General features: G+C 35.5%; 20 protein-coding genes and 3 pseudogenes. 18 read left to right on the top strand and 5 right to left on the bottom strand.

Annotation, left to right across the window (positions count from 1 at the left end; genetic code table 11):
• Positions 1 to 190 precede the first annotated feature (190 nt).
• The 3 genes and pseudogenes from M5V91_RS30305 to M5V91_RS05480 all read left to right on the top strand — a co-directional run.
• A pseudogene (locus M5V91_RS30305) lies at positions 191 to 327 on the top strand (sigma factor); the annotation flags it as partial.
• Between the two features lie 307 nt (positions 328 to 634).
• Positions 635 to 1,695, top strand: a pseudogene (locus M5V91_RS05475) (SDR family oxidoreductase).
• A 174-nt stretch (positions 1,696 to 1,869) separates the two neighbouring features.
• Positions 1,870 to 2,016 carry a hypothetical protein gene (locus M5V91_RS05480; RefSeq protein WP_198286701.1) on the top strand — a complete coding sequence of 49 codons (147 nt, stop codon included), beginning with the start codon at positions 1,870 to 1,872 and terminating at the stop codon, positions 2,014 to 2,016.
• A 399-nt stretch (positions 2,017 to 2,415) separates the two neighbouring features.
• Here the strand turns inward: M5V91_RS05480 and M5V91_RS05485 are convergent, their stop codons facing one another.
• Positions 2,416 to 3,324, bottom strand: coding sequence for an EamA family transporter (locus tag M5V91_RS05485; RefSeq protein ID WP_284521854.1), 909 nt, complete (start codon positions 3,322 to 3,324; stop codon positions 2,416 to 2,418).
• A 339-nt stretch (positions 3,325 to 3,663) separates the two neighbouring features.
• On the opposite strand from M5V91_RS05485, the gene M5V91_RS05490 reads away from it, so the two are divergent.
• From M5V91_RS05490 to M5V91_RS30900, 5 genes and pseudogenes are all read left to right on the top strand, one after another.
• Entirely contained in the window at positions 3,664 to 4,101 is a 438-nt protein-coding gene (locus tag M5V91_RS05490; RefSeq protein ID WP_009333979.1) for a VOC family protein, read from the top strand.
• A 171-nt stretch (positions 4,102 to 4,272) separates the two neighbouring features.
• On the top strand, positions 4,273 to 4,743 hold the full coding sequence (locus M5V91_RS05495; RefSeq protein ID WP_192908754.1) for a DinB family protein: 471 nt from the start codon (positions 4,273 to 4,275) through the stop codon (positions 4,741 to 4,743).
• A 173-nt stretch (positions 4,744 to 4,916) separates the two neighbouring features.
• Positions 4,917 to 5,402, top strand: coding sequence for a YjdJ family protein (locus tag M5V91_RS05500; RefSeq protein ID WP_009333981.1), 486 nt, complete (start codon positions 4,917 to 4,919; stop codon positions 5,400 to 5,402).
• Between the two features lie 203 nt (positions 5,403 to 5,605).
• A complete protein-coding gene (locus M5V91_RS05505; RefSeq protein WP_071157120.1) occupies positions 5,606 to 6,001 on the top strand; it encodes a VOC family protein in 396 nt (131 codons plus the stop codon).
• Between the two features lie 111 nt (positions 6,002 to 6,112).
• Positions 6,113 to 6,552: pseudogene (locus tag M5V91_RS30900) on the top strand (SMI1/KNR4 family protein).
• Positions 6,553 to 6,658: 106 nt separating this feature from the next.
• Here M5V91_RS30900 and M5V91_RS05520 read toward each other — a convergent pair.
• Complete coding sequence (locus M5V91_RS05520) at positions 6,659 to 7,240, bottom strand: LOG family protein (protein WP_217027061.1); 582 nt, start codon at positions 7,238 to 7,240, stop codon at positions 6,659 to 6,661.
• A 91-nt stretch (positions 7,241 to 7,331) separates the two neighbouring features.
• On the opposite strand from M5V91_RS05520, the gene M5V91_RS05525 reads away from it, so the two are divergent.
• Together M5V91_RS05525 and M5V91_RS05530 are read left to right on the top strand one after the other, a co-directional pair.
• Complete coding sequence (locus M5V91_RS05525) at positions 7,332 to 7,652, top strand: MazG nucleotide pyrophosphohydrolase domain-containing protein (protein WP_071157118.1); 321 nt, start codon at positions 7,332 to 7,334, stop codon at positions 7,650 to 7,652.
• A gap of 218 nt (positions 7,653 to 7,870) precedes the next feature.
• Positions 7,871 to 8,746: an RCC1 domain-containing protein gene (locus tag M5V91_RS05530; protein WP_284521855.1), complete on the top strand. Its 876-nt coding sequence runs from the start codon at positions 7,871 to 7,873 to the stop codon at positions 8,744 to 8,746.
• Between the two features lie 394 nt (positions 8,747 to 9,140).
• Here M5V91_RS05530 and M5V91_RS05535 read toward each other — a convergent pair whose 3' ends face one another.
• Positions 9,141 to 10,229, bottom strand: coding sequence for a DUF3231 family protein (locus M5V91_RS05535; protein ID WP_284521856.1), 1,089 nt, complete (start codon positions 10,227 to 10,229; stop codon positions 9,141 to 9,143).
• 400 nt (positions 10,230 to 10,629) lie between these two features.
• On the opposite strand from M5V91_RS05535, the gene M5V91_RS05540 reads away from it, so the two are divergent.
• Positions 10,630 to 11,100, top strand: coding sequence for a DinB family protein (locus M5V91_RS05540; RefSeq protein ID WP_009333990.1), 471 nt, complete (start codon positions 10,630 to 10,632; stop codon positions 11,098 to 11,100).
• 281 nt (positions 11,101 to 11,381) lie between these two features.
• Here the strand turns inward: M5V91_RS05540 and M5V91_RS05545 are convergent, their stop codons facing one another.
• Positions 11,382 to 12,137, bottom strand: a complete 756-nt coding sequence (locus M5V91_RS05545; RefSeq protein WP_284522249.1) for a GerAB/ArcD/ProY family transporter — start codon at positions 12,135 to 12,137, stop codon at positions 11,382 to 11,384.
• Entirely contained in the window at positions 12,121 to 12,504 is a 384-nt protein-coding gene (locus tag M5V91_RS05550) for a GerAB/ArcD/ProY family transporter (protein WP_284521857.1), read from the bottom strand. The genes M5V91_RS05545 and M5V91_RS05550 overlap by 17 nt, the downstream gene beginning before the upstream one ends.
• Positions 12,505 to 13,387: 883 nt before the next feature.
• On the opposite strand from M5V91_RS05550, the gene M5V91_RS05555 reads away from it, so the two are divergent.
• The 7 genes from M5V91_RS05555 (at position 13,388) to M5V91_RS05585 (ending at position 20,323) form a co-directional block, all read left to right on the top strand.
• Positions 13,388 to 13,717 carry a nucleotidyltransferase domain-containing protein gene (locus tag M5V91_RS05555; RefSeq protein ID WP_284521858.1) on the top strand — a complete coding sequence of 110 codons (330 nt, stop codon included), beginning with the start codon at positions 13,388 to 13,390 and terminating at the stop codon, positions 13,715 to 13,717.
• A gap of 648 nt (positions 13,718 to 14,365) precedes the next feature.
• Entirely contained in the window at positions 14,366 to 14,566 is a 201-nt protein-coding gene (locus M5V91_RS05560) for a hypothetical protein (RefSeq protein WP_034296860.1), read from the top strand.
• Between the two features lie 688 nt (positions 14,567 to 15,254).
• Positions 15,255 to 15,959 (top strand): hypothetical protein, encoded by a 705-nt coding sequence (locus M5V91_RS05565; RefSeq protein WP_009333993.1) that lies wholly within the window; start codon positions 15,255 to 15,257, stop codon positions 15,957 to 15,959.
• Positions 15,960 to 16,601: 642 nt separating this feature from the next.
• Positions 16,602 to 17,078, top strand: a complete 477-nt coding sequence (locus M5V91_RS05570) for an SRPBCC family protein (protein ID WP_009333994.1) — start codon at positions 16,602 to 16,604, stop codon at positions 17,076 to 17,078.
• 119 nt (positions 17,079 to 17,197) lie between these two features.
• Entirely contained in the window at positions 17,198 to 17,686 is a 489-nt protein-coding gene (locus M5V91_RS05575) for a GNAT family N-acetyltransferase (RefSeq protein ID WP_284521859.1), read from the top strand.
• Between the two features lie 517 nt (positions 17,687 to 18,203).
• Positions 18,204 to 18,893, top strand: coding sequence for an aspartate/glutamate racemase family protein (locus M5V91_RS05580; protein WP_034296863.1), 690 nt, complete (start codon positions 18,204 to 18,206; stop codon positions 18,891 to 18,893).
• A 740-nt stretch (positions 18,894 to 19,633) separates the two neighbouring features.
• Positions 19,634 to 20,323 (top strand): aminoglycoside adenylyltransferase domain-containing protein, encoded by a 690-nt coding sequence (locus tag M5V91_RS05585; protein ID WP_284521860.1) that lies wholly within the window; start codon positions 19,634 to 19,636, stop codon positions 20,321 to 20,323.
• Positions 20,324 to 20,327 lie beyond the last annotated feature (4 nt).

Here is a 20,327-nt window from a genome sequence, read left to right on the forward strand (position 1 = left end):
ATTCATTGACTGGGTTTTGGAGCAAGTTTTTTTGAGTTGAAATCTGGGTGAACCTTGCCCATTAAAGTTATCCCCTTTTAAAATTTGTCATAAACCTTATGTAACCCTTATTTTTTAGGTGCGTTAATCCTAAATTGAGTTAAGGGGCAGGTTTGTTCAATAAGGAATTGAATTATTATGGTAAAAATATTTGTACCTTACGTATTCATACGTAGGTAAGAGAAGATTGCAGAAGACCTTACTCAAGAAATATTTGTAAAATGTTATCAAAAGTTGGACCAATACCAAAAGAAATCTTCACTAAGATCATGGATCTGGAGAATCGCATCCTTTCAAGTGATAAATCTCCAACAAAAAAAGACTTACCGGCCAATAACTATGAAAATATTAGAAAATAAGAGTAAACAGCTGTTTTTACTTCTTTTATTGAGGGAGTTTAGTTAAATAATCGTAATTAGGTTTTTTTCTAAAATCGGCCAGGTTATAGAAGAGAGCATAGGAATAAATAGTTCATACCTCATCGCTTTTAAAAACAAAATCCCAATTTTTTTCATATTCAGCGTATCCTTTTTAGAAGGGAAAAACGTTATATAAAATGAATGTATTTTGTAGGCTATTAAAGGAGTGGGGGATTATGAAGGTTCTTATATTGGGTGGTACTCGTTTTTTAGGAAAAGCGATGGTTGAAGAAGGATTGAAAAGAGGCTATGAAATCACGTTATTTAATCGCGGGAACTATAAAGAGGCGTTTTCCGAAGTGGAACAGCTCATCGGTGATAGAGACGGAGATGTATCACAGCTCGAAAACAGGAAATGGGATGTCGTAGTGGACACATGTGGATTCGCTCCCCACCAAATTAACAAAGTCGCAGCTGTCCTCGGGAATTGCATCGAACATTACACATACATTTCAAGTATCTCTGTTTATAAAGATTGGATTCCTCTCAATATCGCGGAAGAATATCATTTACAGTCTATGCCACCGGATCGATTGAAAAACGTATTGAAAGACGTTGAGGAAGGGAAAATTTCTCCTTATGAGCATTACGGTACGTTGAAAGTTTTATGTGAAGCAGAAGCAGAGAAATATTGGCCAGGGCGCGTGTTGCATATCAGGGCAGGTCAGCTTGTCGGTCCCTTTGACTATACGGATCGCCTCCCATACTGGGTTCAACGTGTAGCGGAAGGCGGAAACATAGTGGTACCAGGAAGGCCTGATCGTCCAATTCAACTGATCGACGTGAAAGATATAGCAACATGGGCGTTCGATATGATGAAAAAAGAAAGGCTGGAACGTTCAATGTTACAGGTCCGGATTATGAATTGACGATGGAAGAGCTTTTAAACACGTGTAAAGCTATTACAAACAGTGATGGTCAATTTGTCTGGGTAGATGAACAGTTTTTATTGGATCATCAAATACAGCCATGGACTGAAATGCCGTTATGGATCCCTGAGAGTTTCCCTTTAGAAGGAGAAACTCAACCGTGGAAAATGTGCATCAGTGTAAAAAAAGCTTTAGACTCCGGGCTTTCCTTCAGTCCCCTTGAAGAAACAATACATGACGTGTATCAATGGGAGAAAGCGAGACAAGATTCAAAACGAAAAACAGGGATATCGCGTGAAAAAGAGCAAGAATTGCTAAATTCCTGGTTGCAAAAAAAGAAAAAAGCATACAGTATGATGGCGTTATAATCCGCGCGGGCAAGAGTTGAAGGCTGGGTAGAGCATTATGAATTAGGATAACTATAAAAAGGGATAGTTCCAGAGAAACTGTCACCACTCCCAATCAGTCCTGTTGTGATTGCTTTTTTAACAAGATGTACTAAAATAAATAAAATTAATCATTGAGAAAGGAGGCAAAAAGTAATGGAAACTGTTTTCAGAAGTATAGCAGAAGAAGTAAAGTCATTTTTACAATTGGGAGATTTACGTGCAACGGGATTAGTCTGTCCTTTTTTAAGTAAACTTCATATGGAATACCGTTTCCGGAAACTTTTTGTCTCTTTATTATAGGTTTAGAGAAGACAATATAATTGTTAGTGCATTCTGATTATAACTAAACAACTACTAGATGCCAGGTGCATCCGTTCTGCCCCGGCTGCCGTTATGATAAAACCATATAAAAAATGGTCAACCAGAAATATCTGGCTGACCTTATAATACGAACGGGTGCTTTTGTTCAATAAAAGTGTTGCAATGATCTTCAACAACCAAGGTAGCTGATATAGTTTAATTAGAAGGGAAAACAGATATTTTCAATTCCTTACTTGAAGAGAAGAGATCGTTTCTCAGTGGAAGAGTGTTGCTAAATATGAGCTGGTAGCTTTTTAGAACCCTAGGCCTAGCATAGGGTTTTCTTATAGATAAAAACAAAGGACAGTACCAGCAAGACTTCTTGCTGGTACTATCCCATCACGAAACGGATTTAGTGTGTATAGACACGGATTCTATTTTATCTTTAAGTTTTAAATTGCCGGCCACAATCCCAATTAATATGATGAGAACCCCTAGCCATTGTGAAAAACTTACAAATTCAGCTAAGATAAGTGCAGATAACGTTACAGCTACTGGAAGCTCAGAAGCAGTTAAGATCGTCCCAAGCCCTGGTCCGATATGGGGCATTCCAATTGAAAATAAAAGTGGTGGTAAAGCAACACCAAACAAGCCGAGTAATAAACCATACGGCGCTACCCCCATTAAGACAGGTAAATCAAATAGAAACACTGGTGGATATACTAAAAGTACGACAATTAATCCACCGGTAGATAAGAAAGCACTTTTCAGGACAGGTGGAGTATCTTTACCGACAGAACTGCTGAGAAATATAAAAGTTGTAAACGTTAAAGCCGAGAGTAGCCCCCAAGCAGACCCATGAAAAGATAGAGCAACATCACTTTTTGCAATTAAGCCGGCAGCTAGAATTGAGCCAATAATAAGAATACCAATTGAGGTGATTTTCCCTTTCGTTGGTTTTTTCTTATTAAAGACCCACTCGAAAAGCGTACCAATCCATACAAATTGAAATAAAAAAATGATTGCTAGTGAAGCATTTAGGGTCTGCAGCGCTTGATAATAAAACACACCTGTCAAACCAAATGGAATACCAGATAATGGTAGTTTGAAAGTTTGATTTAAAGTTATTTTTTGCTTTTTTGTAAACATAACTAGGACCCAGGTAAGTAAAGCCCCAAATAAATATTGGCCACCAGTTACCTCTGTCACCGAATAACCTGCTGAATAAGCAAGCTTGACAAATGTAGACAACACCCCATAGCAGCATCCACCTAAAAAAACCATTAGTGCATATTGCCAAGTTTTCATTTATTCTACCCCTTTCTTCACATAAAAAAGCCACACAATTGTCAGCTGACAGTTGTGTGGCGAAAATAGAGCTGGCTCTAGAAAAATCCACGTCCTAAATAGGTTTTATTATTCAAGTCATATAGAAGTATAAGATTAACAATATCAATTGTCAACGAACTTTACTCGGGTGTCAAAGCAACTAAGGTGCAATCTAAAATAGGCAGCACTCTTTTTTCTTATTCTATAAACGGGGCAGGTTTGTTGAAGAAGGATATTTTCTTTTTTAAACGAATTAGAATTTGAAACAAACCTTACACGAATACAGGTATTGAAAATAACATATAGGAGGTAGGAGAAATGAAGATCAAAAGAATAGATCATGTGAGTATAAACGTCAACGATCTTTCAGAGGCTAAAGCGTTTTTTCTTGATTTAGGACTTGAAGTGCAAGCGGAATGGGAATTGGATGGAGAACAGTTGGATAGAATAGTTGGGCTTCATGATGTTAAAACGGCCTGTGTAGGATTGGGGATGCCAGATGGTCAGGCATGGATAGAGCTAGTTAAATTTTATACGCCGTCAGATGAAAAAGGTATTCAGCAGCCTTTTGCAAATACGCTGGGTATCCGACATATTTGCTTTGCTGTTGAAGACATTGAAGCTATTGTTGAAAAATTGAAAACGAAGGGCACGAAAATCTTTAGTGAGATACAACAATATGAAGAAAGTTATAAGTTATGCTACGTTCGTGGTCCAGAGGGGATTATTTTAGAGTTGGCGGAGCAAATCAGATAAATATTAAAGTCTTCTTCTTATACTATCATGTGCGTTACTTTTAGATCCAGCTGCTAATCTGGCAGCTTTTTTCATTTTAAACAAAAGGGGCAGGTTTGTTAGGAAGGAGTTTCTTACTTTTTTGGTGAAATACTCCTTATTGGATACCTAATTTTAAAGGAGAAGATGTTAATGAACCGAACTGACCTGCTATTAAGAATGCTCGATACTACGTACGCTAAAGAGAGTTGGTATATGCCTTTCAAACATGCAATAGAAGGACTCACCGCAGAACAAGCTAGGTGGAGACCAACAGGAGACTCAACAAAATCAGTATGGGAAAATGTTAATCATCTTATTTACTATAAAGAAAGACTTGCAGCAAATTTAGAAGGCCGTGAATTGCCGCAAATTTTCGATGGTGACGAAACATTCTACTTAACTAAACAATCAAATGATGACAAAGAATGGATGGGAGTCGTTGAACGCGCGGAAATGGTTCATCGCAAATTAAGAGAAGCTTTAAGTAAAACAACTACTGAAGCGCTTGAACAAAATTCTCTTGAAGAGAAGCTATTAGACATAATGCTTCATGATGCATACCATACGGGACAAATTATTCAAATTAGGAAGATGCAAGGTTCTTGGCCATCGCATCGTTGATGGTGGAAAAGGAATTGAAATTGTACAAAAAACGGGTGTTTTGCTTTAAGAGTCTGCTGCCAATCGGCGGCTTTTTCTTATTTAGCAAAAGGGAAATGGGATATTAATCCATATATAGTAATGTGTTAATATTTAAGTAACAGGTTAAATATTATATTGGAGGCTATTTAATTATGATTCGGTTTGTAATTCAATTTAGTGTTTCCATTGCGTTACTATTGTTTTCTGCGGCTGTTGCTTGGTATGAAGGGAGTGCTATTTTGGATAACCCTTGGGAATGGAGGTATTCTACACCTTTTACACAGTTATTGTATGGAGTAGTTAATAATCCTAGTGACATATCACAGCTGGATTACTTTGTCTATGCATCTAAATTCCAACCCACTTTCCCCATAATTATGATACTGAGTAGTTTATATTTGTTAATTCTTATTGGGTACAATACCTTAAAGCAGAAAAGAAAATGGTTAGTCTTTTATCTAACCTTTTTAGGTGGAGGATTATTTTTAATTAGTTATTTTACTTCTTATTCTCCAACAGTAGGTGGTCATATACTGTTTTCTATTTTCATAATTTGTGGTTTATTATGCATATCGACTGCCTTAATAATTAATTTTCAAGTATTAAACCTGATCAAGGCAAATAAGGTTACTAACTAATTTACTAGTGATTGTTTTGCTTCTATAAGTAACAAAGCATTTTTCTATTTCGACTAACAGGGCAGGTTTGTTGAAAAAGGATATATGAAAAAGACGTTGAAATATAAGATAAGTATCTTAATTTGAATTTTATTGATCAACTGCCATCACGGTAGCTTATTTTTGTGAGATTTTTTGATTGATATAAACAAAGGGGGAATAATTTGCCAAAAGGATTGCTTCACCATATCGAGTTGTACGTATCAAATTTGGAAAAATCGGTGGAATTTTGGGGATGGTTTCTTCAGGAATTAGGGTATAGTTCTTTTCAAAAATGGGATGGAGGGCAAAGCTGGAGACTAGGTGAAACCTATATTGTGTTTGTGCAGGCAGAGGAACGTTTCCTTGATATTCAATATCATAGATGCCGAGTAGGGCTAAATCATCTAGCATTTTTTGCTGAATCACGTGTTCACGTTGATGAAATAACGAAAATTCTGGAATCAAAAGGGATAAAGGTACTTTATAAAAACAAACATCCATTTGCAGGAGGATATAATCATTACGCAGTATATTTTGAAGACCCTGATAGGATTAAAGTTGAATTAGTAGCTCCTTAATGCAACAGGGTGCCTTTTCTTTTGAACAAACGGGATAGTTAGTGAAAAAAGGATTTTCATATAAGGAAAATAAATATAAAACTTATTCATCAAGAAATAGGAGGGAATGAAATGTGGAAAGAATTTGTCAATTCTATATCCAAGGAACATCATTTTAAAGACCCTGCATCAAGGTTTGAGATAACTCAAATTCAAAAAGAATTAAATGTTGAATTACCAGAAGAATTAGCTGCCTTATTTAATGAAACAAACGGAGTATTCGACAACTGGAATTGTCTTTAATAATTTGGTCAACTCACCAAATTATTAAAGACAATTTATTTTATAGAAATTTTGAAGGTTATAGAGATATTAATATGCCATTTGATAATCTTTTCTTTTTTTCAGATGCAGGTAATGGCGATTTATTTTGTTATGCAATCTTAAAAAATGGGAACATTGAAAAAAACGATATTTATGTTTGGAATCACGAGAATGATAGTCGAACCTGGGTTGCGGCTTCATTAAAACATTTTATTGAAGGTTGGATCACTGGTAAGATTGACATTTAATTTCTTGTTGTATTAACTAGGCAGTTTAGGTAAAAAAGCAATATTCAGTTTTACATTTTGAATAGGGAAACAGACCAAGGAAGATGGCTTGGTCTGTTTTTTAATATTAGGTTTGTTTTTCAGTAATGTAAGTTTTTACAGTTGGTGGTTCATATGAATTGAATTTATCAAGTATCCCTTTTGGCTCGCTATCAACTAATGCCATATTGCGGTACTTTTTGTGTAAAAATTGTTCTTCTGACATATGATTAAATAAAGCGATAAGAGGGTCATAATAATGATTAATGTTTAAAAGTCCACATGGTTTTTCATGAAGTCCTAATTGAGCCCAAGTAAAAATCTCAAAGAACTCTTCTAAGGTCCCTGGCCCACCCGGTAAAGCAATAAATCCATCTGCAAGATCGGCCATTTTAGCTTTTCTCTCATGCATAGAATCTACGATAATTAGCTCTGACAAGTTTTTATGGGATATCTCTCTGTTCTCTAGAAAACTAGGCATAACACCGATTACGTGTCCTCCTTCTTCTAAAACCGAATCTGCAACAGCCCCCATAACACCAACACTAGCTCCACCATATACAAGTGCAATATTTCGTTTAGCCAGTTCTTTACCAAGTTTTTTTGCACCATCTATGTAAACATCAGATGCTCCCTTACTTGATCCGCAAAATACAGCTAGCTTTTTCATTATATCGCCTCCTAAAAATAGACACCGTTAAAGATTATATAAAACTTTTCTTTTTTTGTTAAACTTAATATTGAATTGGAGGTTAGATTAAATGAATGTCACTGAATTTCAACAATGGGTAAAGGATTATTACGAAAGCAGGGGATGGTCCGAATTAGACATTTTTATCCGCATTGGCTTTCTAGCAGAAGAAACAGGGGAAGTTGCACGAGCTATAAGAGCTCTTGAAATAGGCAGGGATAGACCTGATGAAGTTAAGGGATCTTTTAAGGAAAACAAACAAGAATTAACTGAAGAATTAGGGGATGTATTAGGTAATTTAATTGTTATTGCAAACAAATACGATATCTCTCTCGAGGAAGTATTTCAGTCACATAAAAAGAAGCTATCAGAACGCTATTCAAATGATTAGAACTAAATACAAAAATTCTCAGATTTGCCTAGAATAAATACCTTCTATCTATATAGTTGCAAATAAAATGGGAACCTGGTATAAATTTAATTCACTAACGGGTTCCTATGTCTAAGATTGCTTTATCCTTTTTTTAAAACGGGGCAAGCAGGTATGTATAACAGGCGAAAATATACTAAAATAAAATTAGGTCTTGTTTTCAAGGAGGTAATACATGGATGACATTTCATCGAATGAAGCGCTTGTCTAAAGATACCATAGCGGCGGGGCGTCGTCATACTGTTGGTATTAAATCTGGCGGTACTGTGACGGCTGTTGGTGACAATAAATATGGCCAATGTGATGTAAGCGGCTGGCACGATATGGTGGCGATCGCGGCGGGTAATGTTCATATGGCAACGAACACGGGTAATGCTCATACAATCGGTCTTAAATCTAACAGTACTGTGGAGGCTGTGGGTTGGAATAAGCATGGCCAATGCAATGTATACGACTGGTGCAATATTGTAGCGGTTGCTACGGGATGGCGACGAACTATTGGGCTTAAATCGGATGGCACGGTGGTTGCAGTGGGACGAAATAATGATGGTGAATGCAATGTAAACGACTGGCATGATATTGTGGCAATCGCGGCGGGTGACTGGCATACAATCGGTCTTAAATTGGACGGCACGGTTACAGCAGTGGGAAATAATCGGTTTAGCCAATGCAATGTAAACGATTGGGGCAATATTGTGGCGGTTAAGGCGGGGTATCTTCATACTGTTGGACTAAAATCGGATGGTGCGGTGGTTGCTGTGGGTCAAAATAAGTTAGGCCAATGCGATGTAAGCCTCTGGCGGGGTATTGCAGCGATTGCCGCGGGTAGTAATCATACAGTTGGTCTTAAATCAAACGGAACTGTGGTGGCTGTGGGATGGAATGCTTATGGCCAATGTAATGTAAGTGACTGGCGAGATATTGTTGCGATTGCGGCGGGTTGTGCGCATACCGTCGGTCTTAAATCAGATGGCACGGTGGTCGCTGTGGGCGATAATGAATATGGCCAATGCAATGTAAGCCGCTGGAGCGGCATCCAGCTTCCCAACAATTAGTTTTCGGGTAAAAAGGCTACATTTCCTGCAGCTAATATATCCATAAAAGAATTAATTATAATAGGAAAAAATCCTTCTTCAGCTACCGGGGGATTAGTTCATAAAGACATAGCAATTAAAGATTTTGCGCTTTTTTAAGTAAGAAGGCGTCTTTTTTTATCGAAGTAACAGTGATCATAATATGAAGTTATAAATGGTGCTTGTAAAACCTCGATGGCTCAGAAAAGTACATAAAAAATCATATATCTGTTCTCTAGTGTATTGTACAGTAGAGATAGTTTTATAAAGTTGACATATTGTTAATGCTGTTATCTTGATTTACTTTCATGATATTCAAACAAGTAAAAACCCTATCTTTTTAAGAAGCTAGGGTTTGAAATTCTAAATTATGTTATTAAGTTTCTTCGTTTATGTTCCTTTTTTGTACCCGTTCGTACAGGACGCTACTTCTTTTTTTGAAAAGTGCTTTATGGTCGATCGCCTTTGGTGGTTCTTCTAGAAATGCATGTTTAATCATTATGTTCGCCCCATCTTCCGCAAATAAAGCAATTTCTGCAGAAAGTCTTGTATATGTAGCACTTAAGTCCATTCGCTGGCAAGTTCCTGCGGCAGTACCGTAATTTCCTATTCCTACAGCAATTAATGTAGTTGTATGAAACATCATTAACTTATCGGAAAATGGGGATACCGTACTATCCGTTACGTGAGAATCCCAACTCATTGGTGCGGGAATATCTTCATTAGTTAAAGTTGAACCAAATTTCTTAATATGCTTATTAGAAATCCCCTTACCTTCTACAAAGAATTGCCTAATATCTTCATTCTTACAAACTTGTGCAAATGCCATCATCAGTGCTTTACCCATTGCATTTGTTTGAATATTGATAAATAGATGCGTGATTTCAATAGCAGTTAATGGCCGTTTATGAGAACCTAGAAAATCAAAAAGAAAACCTTGCTTGTCTATAAAATCAACCTTATCAGGACTAGGTATTTGCGCTGATCGGACATATACACCTTTCGATAACATGACTTTTCTTGCCTTATCGTGCAATTCAGAAACGGAAATAAGTAAATTTCTAAAAAAGTTACTTACATCAGAACGTGCTGACACACCAATTGCTACTCCAATACTTGCCATTGCAATGATCTCCAACTTTTGTATATACATAAGGATAAATGTGTCGGAAAATAACCTTGGTGCATTCACATTAACATCTTCATCCGTAAATCCGATCGGTATCGGATGATTTTCTTTAGTAAAAATCTCTGTGATAATTTTGATGTCATTTTCTGCTATACTTAATGAATTTTCAATTAAGGGAAGGATTTCTTTATCTTCACATATGCTTTTAAAATACTTCATTACACAAACAGCTAGGCTATCGTTTAAATATTGCGTCCAAAGAAAACCCATTTCTGAAGCAGTCAGCGGAATTTTATGTTCTGTCAATACTTTTTCATCCTTATTTGTATTTGTCATTCTAACCCTGTCCTCCTTAATATTGCCTAAACCTTTTCCATCTTTTTAGGATGTTATTTAGCCCTAAACATTATTCATTTTTACACCAATTCCTCAATGCATTTTTAACAGTCCAATACCGCCATTATGAATTAACTTTTTTCCCAATTTAATAACCAAAAGAACGTTACCCTTTGGAATATTAAAAAATATTAATAGGCAAACCTTTATTATTGAACCTTAGTTTCCTTATTGCACTAATGGGGGCTTTGGCAGATAACCATAAAATCTAAGAAAAACGAGTAATGAGACGTTTTTTCTTCTTTTATTGGGAAGAAGAAACCCAGTATAAAGCAGGTAATATTAATTCTTATCTTGAAATAAAAGAGATTGAAAATATTATGAAAAGGAGGAACAAAAGATGCAGGCGTTAATTGAGGAGTACAGTCGAGGGTTTACGATGTTAATGGAATCCATAAGTGAGTTATCTGAGGAAGAGATTAGGTACAACCCAGGAAAGGATAAATGGAGTATACATCAGATAATTATTCATATAACAGATTCTGAATTGGTGGCTACACATAGAATGAAAAAAGTTTTGTCAGAGCCCGAACCACTTTTACCAGCACCTGACCAAGATGCTTGGGCGAGCTCATTGGTTTATGAACAATTAGATCGTGAACAATACCTTTTACTTTTTAAAATGCTGCGTTCCAGTATGCTTCCTATTCTTCATAATTTGACAACTGAACAACTTGAGAGAATTGCAGTGTATCCAGATGGTGCGCGATTGACTTTCAAAGATTTGTTGGAATTCCGAGTCGGCCATATACGTGGACATCTCGACCAAATTGAAAGAGTTAAGAAGGCTTTTAGGGAAAAGCATAAATAAATATTTAGTTTCTGCCACTAACGGAAGCTTATCTTTAAGAACTAGCTGCCATCTCAGGCAGCTTATCTTCTTCCACAAAAGGGGCAGGTTAGTGGAAGAAGATAAGTTACTTTATGTCTCTTTATTAGGTTGGTTTTCTTTGCCGCAATAGTTCTATGATTGTTTGATGAATAACAAAAGGGAAAAAGTTCAAAAATTTCAGGGAGTCTGCTATTCAATGTCCACTGATAAAGTAGCATTAAAGGCAAGTAACCGAACCATACACATTAAGATAAGCCTTTTCATTTCTTTTTCACTTTCTTTTTTACGCTCTTGGCAATCATGATGGCGACAAAGAGCAAGGGAATATAAATGAATGTAAAGCCAAACCCTATTAGCCCAAAAAAGTCATTAACCATACTAATCTTTTCGCGTGTATTAATAAAGTTGATCACTGATAAAAAAGCACTGACAACAAAAAACACTCCGATTTTTTGTCTAATATTAAAAATTCTCTTGATAAGTCTAGAAGAAATCCAAATGGCAATACACACATTCGGAAGCATAATTAAGTTCCAGTTTGCAATTCCAATATATTCGAAACGTTCCACAAAAGGCATTTCAACAATTTTCCACATGGTCAAAGTGGGCCAGATCTGTTTTGCAAGCAGATCTTCCGAATAATAGGCAAATGTAATGACTGCTAAAATAGTATATATTAGGGTGGTGGTTAAAACAGCGAGGTGGGCCCATTTTTTGGATTTCTTTGGTTCTTTTATAAAAGGATAAATGAACAAAATAATCTCAAAACCGATGAAGGTAAGCGACATATTATAGGAACCGTTGAGAAGTTGCATAACTGAATGATCCCAAATAGGAAGGAGATTATAGAAATTCGAGAATTCAATGGCCCAGCCAAATGTCAGAAGGAGATAAGCCGGCAATAATAGGCCAAATAAGGCTATACCGACTACCGTTCTGAACCCTCCAAAAATGATATAAGTACAAAGAATCATGAATCCAAGGGAGAACCAGAAAGTGCTAAGCTCCGGAAACATCCACACTTGAATGACCTCGATGAATGTTCGTGTTATAGCTAAGACATATAAAAAAGTAGCCTATGAAAATGGAGCTGATTGTTTTGCCGATCAAATTGCCTGTAAGGTACTTATGGGCTGTCACAAAATCTCCATCAACCGTTTCGGCGATTTTATAAATCATCCAAAGGATGACATGTATGCATCCCCCGGCAAACAGAATGGAAATCCAAGCATCATAGCCTGCATCCTTTGCAATAACCCTCTGATAGCTAAGAACCCCAATGCCAATTTGCATGGACATAATTAAATAAAACACTAAAAATGGGGATATCTTCAACCTATCTGGTATTGGCTGCTCCTGCATCTGGTTCACTTCCGTTTTCATGATTGGTAACTGGCTGCTGTAATAAAATTGCGTTATACATTAATCTCCTCTTCTCTTGTACTTCTATCTTGCTAAAGCGGATAGGATATTTTAGTTCACAATAAGAGCGGCAACTTAGATTGTATTTGAAGTGGAAGCCTTAAAATCACATCTTTCATATCCGGATATAGAAGCTTAATTCGTCAGAATGACGTAGCCATTTAAAATTTTTTGTTCGATTTATGAATGGACATCTGCAACAGGTACAAGCTGTTTAATATTCTTTTCCTCGATTTCCCGGAATTCATCTTCCAGAAGATCTGGGAGAATACCATCCGGATCACATTTTCATCAATTAAAGTGGCTATGAAAGTAAGCCCAAAGCGCACATTTTTACGGTGTAGTTAAAAATTCACTTAAAGTCTTTTGATTTAATAAAGGATTTTTCCCATACCTAATTCCTCTTTAATCCGTTTTTTTCAACCCTTTTCTCATAAGTAAATCACCATTATATTCTGCATATCGTTTATTTTTTACTAGTTTTTGAAAACTTATGAATAGAAAGCAAAAATTAGAAGGTGTGGCGGGTAAGGCAGTTGTATAGGCTAAAAAAGGAACCTGGTATACGCTTCCTTTCAGTCAATGCTGCAAATAGAAATGATGTTACTCCAGCATCAAAAGCCAAACTTCTATACCTTTCCCGGAATCGGCTCAGGTGGAAAGCAGAGGTATTAGTGAAAAAAGTGATTGGAAGTATAAAGGTCTTTATAGGTATATATTAATTAAAATTCACAATAAAAGTGCCTGTGTTGAGAAGGAGCTGCTAAATGGCGGATTTTTCTTATTCGTTCAACGGGGCAGGTTTGTTGAAGAACACTAACTAAATACATTCTTGAGGTGAAAAATGAGTGATAATAAAGAAGTTTGGAAACCTCTAACAGTGACCGAAATACAAATGATTTTTAATAAAATTCCTATTCGATGGTGGATTGCTGGTGGATGGGCTTTAGACTTATTTTTAGAAAGAACTACACGTGAGCACAAAGATATCGACACTTTGATACTAAGGTGTGATCACATCATCTTACAGGAACATTTACACGATGAGTGGGAAATGTTTAAAGCTTACAAAGGTAAATTAATACCATGGAATCAGGAAGAACAGCTTGATTCTCATTTCGATAATATTTGGGCAAAGAAAAAGGTGAAACAACATGGGCTTTCCAAGTTATAATACTTGATACAGAGGATAAACATTGGATTTATAAACGAAACAGTGAAATAAGAAAGTTGTTAGATGATATCGGATTAGAGTCCCCTTCCGGAGTACCTTTTTAAGACCAGAAATACAACTTCTTTATAAAGGTGGAAGTTCAGTCATTAGAGAAAAAGATGTTATTGATTTAAATAATGTATTACCGAAATTAAGTGATAAAAAACTTCATTGGTTAAAAAAGTCTTTAAGTATCCAGTTTCCCAATGGACATCCATGGATTGATGTTTTAGATTCATATACCAAAATCATTTAAACATAAACTACCAAATCTAAAAGAAATTATGCTTTGTATTCATATCAGATGCTAATTCAGGTATCTAAAAAGAAAGTTATTACAAGAAAAGATGTGTCGTATGAAAGAGAAAAAGTATCCAGGTGTGAACGTTTTCAGTGTGATTTAGAAAAAAATAAGTCTATGCCTTCTTCAACTATAGGGTTCTACCGATACAATCAGCAGCCCAACCAGGCAGTTTTCTTATATGACTAACGGGGCAGGTTTGTTGAATAAGAATTATGACAACACAATATTAACTTATAATGCAATTTTCACTAAGATGGACAAAATTTAAAATAGTCGATAGAAGATCCAAATGGGAGTGTATTAATTTGAATGATATAAAACCTTCAAAAATACAAAGATTGCGAGCAAAATATGGAGCGTCAATTACTGCATTGGCTTGTTTATATAGTGTAGTTGTAAGTTGGGGAGAGAATTGGTTTTTCACTGTTTTATTTGGATTAGGAGTTGTAGTATGTGGTTTGATGAGTTATTTCGATATAAAAAGTACATTGAAGAAAAGTTATTAAGGAACATTCTTTCAATGTGAACTATCATATTACTTTTGCCATTTATCACTTTAATTTGTCTCACGATAACGGCTTTCATTATTATGGGATATTCATTTATATCTGTTTCGGGGATTTGTACGATTCTAACGGTTATGTTTTTTCTCCTATATAACGGTTTTTCGAATAAAAATTATATTGAGAGAACAACTGCTATATCTATAGGTTTTACAGTAGCAGTCCTTTGCTTATCCCTGATTAAAATATCTTTCGAATTCATATATATCCCGATTTTTTCATTAGCTGTTCCATTGGTTTTGTATAATTTATTACAAAATAAATGCACAGATTTAGGGCAGTTGTATTCAGCTCAACAACAGCAATATTATTTAGTGTATTGACGTTTGTAGCCCCTGCTAACATATTATGGCATCTTGTTGTGGGGTTAACTGTGGTTTTGATTATTATGCAGATGTCCAGTAAATATTGCTTTATTAAAAGCTTCCCTTATGAAGGAGCATGGCGACAAAAATAAAACTATGATTAAGCTAACGGGTGCGTTGATCCAGGAAGGATTAGCCGCCTATTTTGTTGAACCTTTATAGAACAAAAGGGACAGTTTAGTTGAATTCTTCCGGAGATACACCCAACTATGCTATTTCTTAAACTGGATCACCCTTTCCGAAAAGAAGCCATGAGGAGACTGTTTATGCCTATCATAAGAGATATTCAGCTTTACGTTCCGAAAAACAAAGAACAGAACTGGACATTCTTTCACGAAACAAGATGTATTACATTTTTATATAGCCGTCTTCTGCCAAACCTACAGTCAAAGGATGATAAAGGGATACAAATCTATTGTGTAGACAATCTAGAACAAAAAGAGCAAATTGATATGTTTTCTCATATTATCTTTGATTATTTTCCTGTATTTGTAGAGGTGGATGTTGAAAATATTCTGTCATTGACATCCGACAGAGAAAAGAAAGAACGAGTTCTAGAAATCGTGCACGAGGGAATGAAACTCGCTGCTAATAAGTTTAATTGGGACAAGTATTCTCTTGAATTGGTTTATGAGAACATAAAAAAGCTTGATTATGAAAATGTCTATCCTCTATTAAAGAAGAGCAGCCCAAACAGGAAGTACATCTGCAGCGTCTTATGTCATCATGAGGTAGCGAGTATCGAAGTATACATGGAGGTCAAGAAAAGAAATGGTGAAGTTATCAATAAAGAGAAGCTATTCTCTGTAGGGAATACAGATGAACAAGATCTATTCAGCGATTTTGGAAATCTCGAATGGAAGCAGGATCATAAAGTGGAGTTTGCCGATAATGATTATCAACATATCTATCGTTTAACATTTCTCGAAAAGGACAAACCTGAAAATCTAATATGGAAGTTATCTAGATAAAAAAGAATGGACTTGTTTTTCAGAGGTAGGAACTAAAGTTAGTAAAGAAGATTATATCAGAACAGAATCTGACTACATAAACGCCATCACAACTTTTATGGATGAATTGGGTGTTAATAAACTTTATTTAAATGCCTTAGAAATGTGGTCTGACGAGGTTAAATCTCAAAATGTTTCTCCCTTCTTGTCAAAGATGTGGGTGGAAACCCATAAGTGCACAAGAAATTAAAGAGCTTGCAAAATTAACTTTAAGGAATGTAATTTGGTGTAAATTAAGCTCCAAAAACAAGTTTTTTGTCCACTTCGGATACGATTACTATATGTATATTGGAACAAATAGGGATTCCCCTAACGCTCGAAAAAAAATCGAAGCTACTGGATTATACGTGGAGGAATTTTATTCTCCTTATTTGGATTAGAGGACAGTAAATTGAAGATATTCTTATTATTCAGGCGGCTATAGGGAGGTAAGTTGAAGAAGGGATTATTTTAACACATGTGGAAGTAAGGGTAGAAACCCAGGTGAACTAAATAAATAAGTAAGTTTATTTGTAATTAACAGTAAAAGGGAATATTGGTATATATATGTGTTGAACTTGAAAAATGCTGCTTCGATGACTAAAGGTCTAAGGAGAATTTATTATGACAAATGTGTTTAGTGACAATAGAACAGATACAGCTTCAAGAGTCATTATGGCAGAACCACAAACTATCTATCAGGCATTTTTAAATCCGAAATCATTAGTATCCTGGCTTCCACCTAAAGGTATGTCAGGTCATATTGACAATTTTGACCCTCGTGAAGGTGGAACTTACAATATGACCCTTACCTATGAAGAAGACCAACCATCATCTGGAAAAACTTCGGAAAACACTGATGTATACCAAGGAAAGTTTTTAGAGTTGGTCCCTGACAAAAGGATTGTACAATTAGTAATTTTTGTTTCTGAATCCCCAGATTTTACAGGTGAAATGATACAGAAGTGGCTTTTGGAATCCATTACAGAAGGAACAAGAGTCACTATTGTTTGTGAAAATGTTCCTAAAGGAATACGCAAGGAAGATCATGACCTCGGTTTAAAATCAACACTGGAGAATCTGGCTATATTTGTTGAATAATTGCTGCACTAGTCATAGGACAGCTTTTTTCTTTTTAAACTTAAAGGGCTGGTTTGGTGAAGAAGGAAAGGTGACTTATTTATAGAACTCTTTTAGAAAAGATAAGGGTGGAAATAAGTTTGATATTGAAGAATGACCTGCTTATTCGACTTATGAACGATAATGATTTTGAAGTTATGGTTAAATGGCTAAATGACCAAAGTGTATTGGAATTCTATGAAGAGCCACCTTCAAATATAGATATGGTGATAAAAAAATACGGGCCAAAAGTAGAAGGGAAACATTATGTTATTCCTTGTATTGTAGAATACAAAAACGAACCAGTAGGTTATATACAATACTATGAGCTTCAAGAAGATGAATTAAAGAGATACGGCTATTCAGCAAACAAAAATATCTATGGAATAGACCAATTTATTGGAGATACCCAATTATGGGGTAAAGGGATTGGCACTACTATGATTCTAATGATGTTAAATTACCTTAGTAAAAATAAAGGCGCTTCAAGTGTGGTACTAGAGGTGAAAAAAATAATAGTAGAGCAATATCAAGTTATAAGAAGTGTGGTTTTAGAAAAATTAAAGAGCTTTATACCGACCTTTACTTAATGGAATGGATTAAGGGAACCGGCTAAATTCTATAAATAAGAAAAAGGAATAGCTAAGATAAAACTTTATTCTTCTTTAAAGAAAGGATTGAACTTTGTTAAAATATATTGATTATTTGTCAAGATTGTTAATGATAGCACCTGTTTTAATAATTGGATTTAAATTAGACGCTGTTACTGTATCAATTTTTGTACTTGCAACGGGAGTGTTATTACGAATAATCTATAGCAAAATGAAAAAGGACAAATCCTCAACACAAAGCCAGTTGAAAATTTTAAAAACCTACATTGAACAGAGGTAATAAATAATCAAGGTGAAATTTCACAACGGGTGATAGAGTTGAAGATCCAGCATGGATCGGCAGCTCTTTTTCTTATTCGACTAACGGGGCAGGCTTGTTGAACAATGCTCATTATTTTTTTCAACAATCGGGCCAATTAGCTGAATAAAAAAGGAATTGTTTGTAGGTTAATCGAAGCTAATCATGAAGAGAAAAGCGGAGAATGGAGAGGATAAAATGAAGGTTATTGGTCTTATTGGCGGAATGAGTTGGGAATCTTCTGTTGAATATTATCGGATTATCAATGAAGAAGTTAAAAGAAGATTAGGGGGATTACATTCAGCGAAATGTCTTTTATATAGTGTCGATTTTCATGAAATTGAACGTTACCAATCAGAAGGCGCCTGGGGAAAGGCCGGTGAAGTGTTAGGTAATGCTGCGCGTTCTTTGGAAAAGGGAGGGGCTGACTTTATTATTATTTGTACTAATACGATGCACAAAGTTATAGGTGATATCCAGTCGAAAATTAATATCCCCATTTTGCATATCGCAGATGCAACAGCAGCCCAAATTAAAAAGAAAGGAATTAAGTCTGTTGGGTTACTAGGCACAAGGTACACAATGGAGGAGGATTTTTATAAATCACGCTTGGAGTTTAATGGTATACAAGTTATTGTGCCAAATGACAATGAAAGAGAGATTATAAACAAGATTATTTACGAAGAGTTATGTTTGGGTAAGATTCATCAAAAGTCAAGGGATTATTATAAAAAAGTTATCCAAGGTTTAATCAAGTCTGGAGCTAAAGGGATTATATTAGGCTGTACAGAAATTGGATTATTGGTAAAACCGGAGGATTCTAATGTTTCTCTATTTGACACAACCTACATACATGCTTTCGAAGCTGTAAATATGTCCTTAAAATAGTGTTATGAAATTTTTTAAATAGAAGCAACAAGGGGAGTATATCGTGTTAAAAGTAAGACCTTAGGAAGATATAGACTATGAATTGATTAAAGAAGCAGAAAAAGTTATTGAAAAGAACTATAGGTATGGACGAAAGTTGGGTTGTTTCTCTTGTGGTATGTGTCGAGAGTTAATTAGTGATTACTGGAAAAATACTGTTACGCACTCGTTTGTTCAAATAACCTTTTATTCTATATCAGTTGTATATTTTTCTGGTAATAACTCCATTACGTTACACTTTAAGGGGGAAGGTTTACCTTAAATCCAACATATATAGGGATAGGTACTCCTAACATACGAAAATATTACTGATAAGGTCATTACGCTGAGGGTGCGTTAATCGAGAAGGATTAGGTGCTTTTTTTATTTACAGAAGTTCTTTATGGAACAAACGGGACAGCATACCTGAATAAAGCTAAGTTTGTGAAAAGATGTACTTAAACTATAGGGTGCAAGAGTTGAAGATCCAACAGGGTCAAGCTCTTTTTAATATTCAGCTAAAGGGCAGCATTAGTTGATTTAATTATATATAAGTTTTACCTTGACCAAGTTTTCAGTGGATCTATACTTAGAATGGTGATGGAAGAATATGGGGAGTGGATTGGTTTGGATACAAAACTTTTCTTAGACAAAATAACAATACTTTTTAAAGAAGAACTTAGGGATAATTTGATAGGATTTATTTGCATGGATCTCTAGCAATGGGGTGTTATAATCCCCAAAAAAGTGATATCGATTTCTTAGTCGTTGTAAATGAAAAGCTAACACCAGCAAATATTTCTAGGATCGCAAAATTAGCTTTATCTTTACATGATGAGATGTCTAATGAGCGTGGAATAGAGTTTACCATTATTTTAGAAACTTACCTAAAAAAGTTTGTTTATCCGACTCCTTTCGAGTTTCATTACTCGGAATATCATAGGGAGAAATATCGCACAAATGAGAATTATCTTTGCGGGGGATTTGAAGATGAGGATTTAGCTTCACAAATTGTTGTTGCCTATGAGAGAGGATTAACACTGTATGGAAAACCATTAAGTGAACTTTATGAACCAATAGATAGTCAGTATTACCTTGCCTCCATTCTGCATGATGTGGAGGGAGCTGCGGAGGAGATCATTAGCAATCCACCTGCGTACCTGACTCCTATGTACCTAACCTTAAATCTCTGTCGAGTTCTTTATTTTATTAAAGAAGGTAAGATATCTTCAAAGCGCGAAGGCGGGGAATGGGGATTAAATAACCTGCCTCATAAATACCAGCAGTTGGTTGAACGTTGTCTAAATGAATATAACGGAGAAACATTTAGTAGTGAAGTTGTTTCCCAGACTTTTTATGAATTCATTGAATTCATGATTAAAGAAATAAGGCAAGACATTTTATTAAGCTAACGGG

Origin of the sequence: Cytobacillus pseudoceanisediminis (genome assembly GCF_023516215.1) — a bacterium.
GTDB classification, from domain to species: domain Bacteria; phylum Bacillota; class Bacilli; order Bacillales; family Cytobacillaceae; genus Cytobacillus; species Cytobacillus pseudoceanisediminis.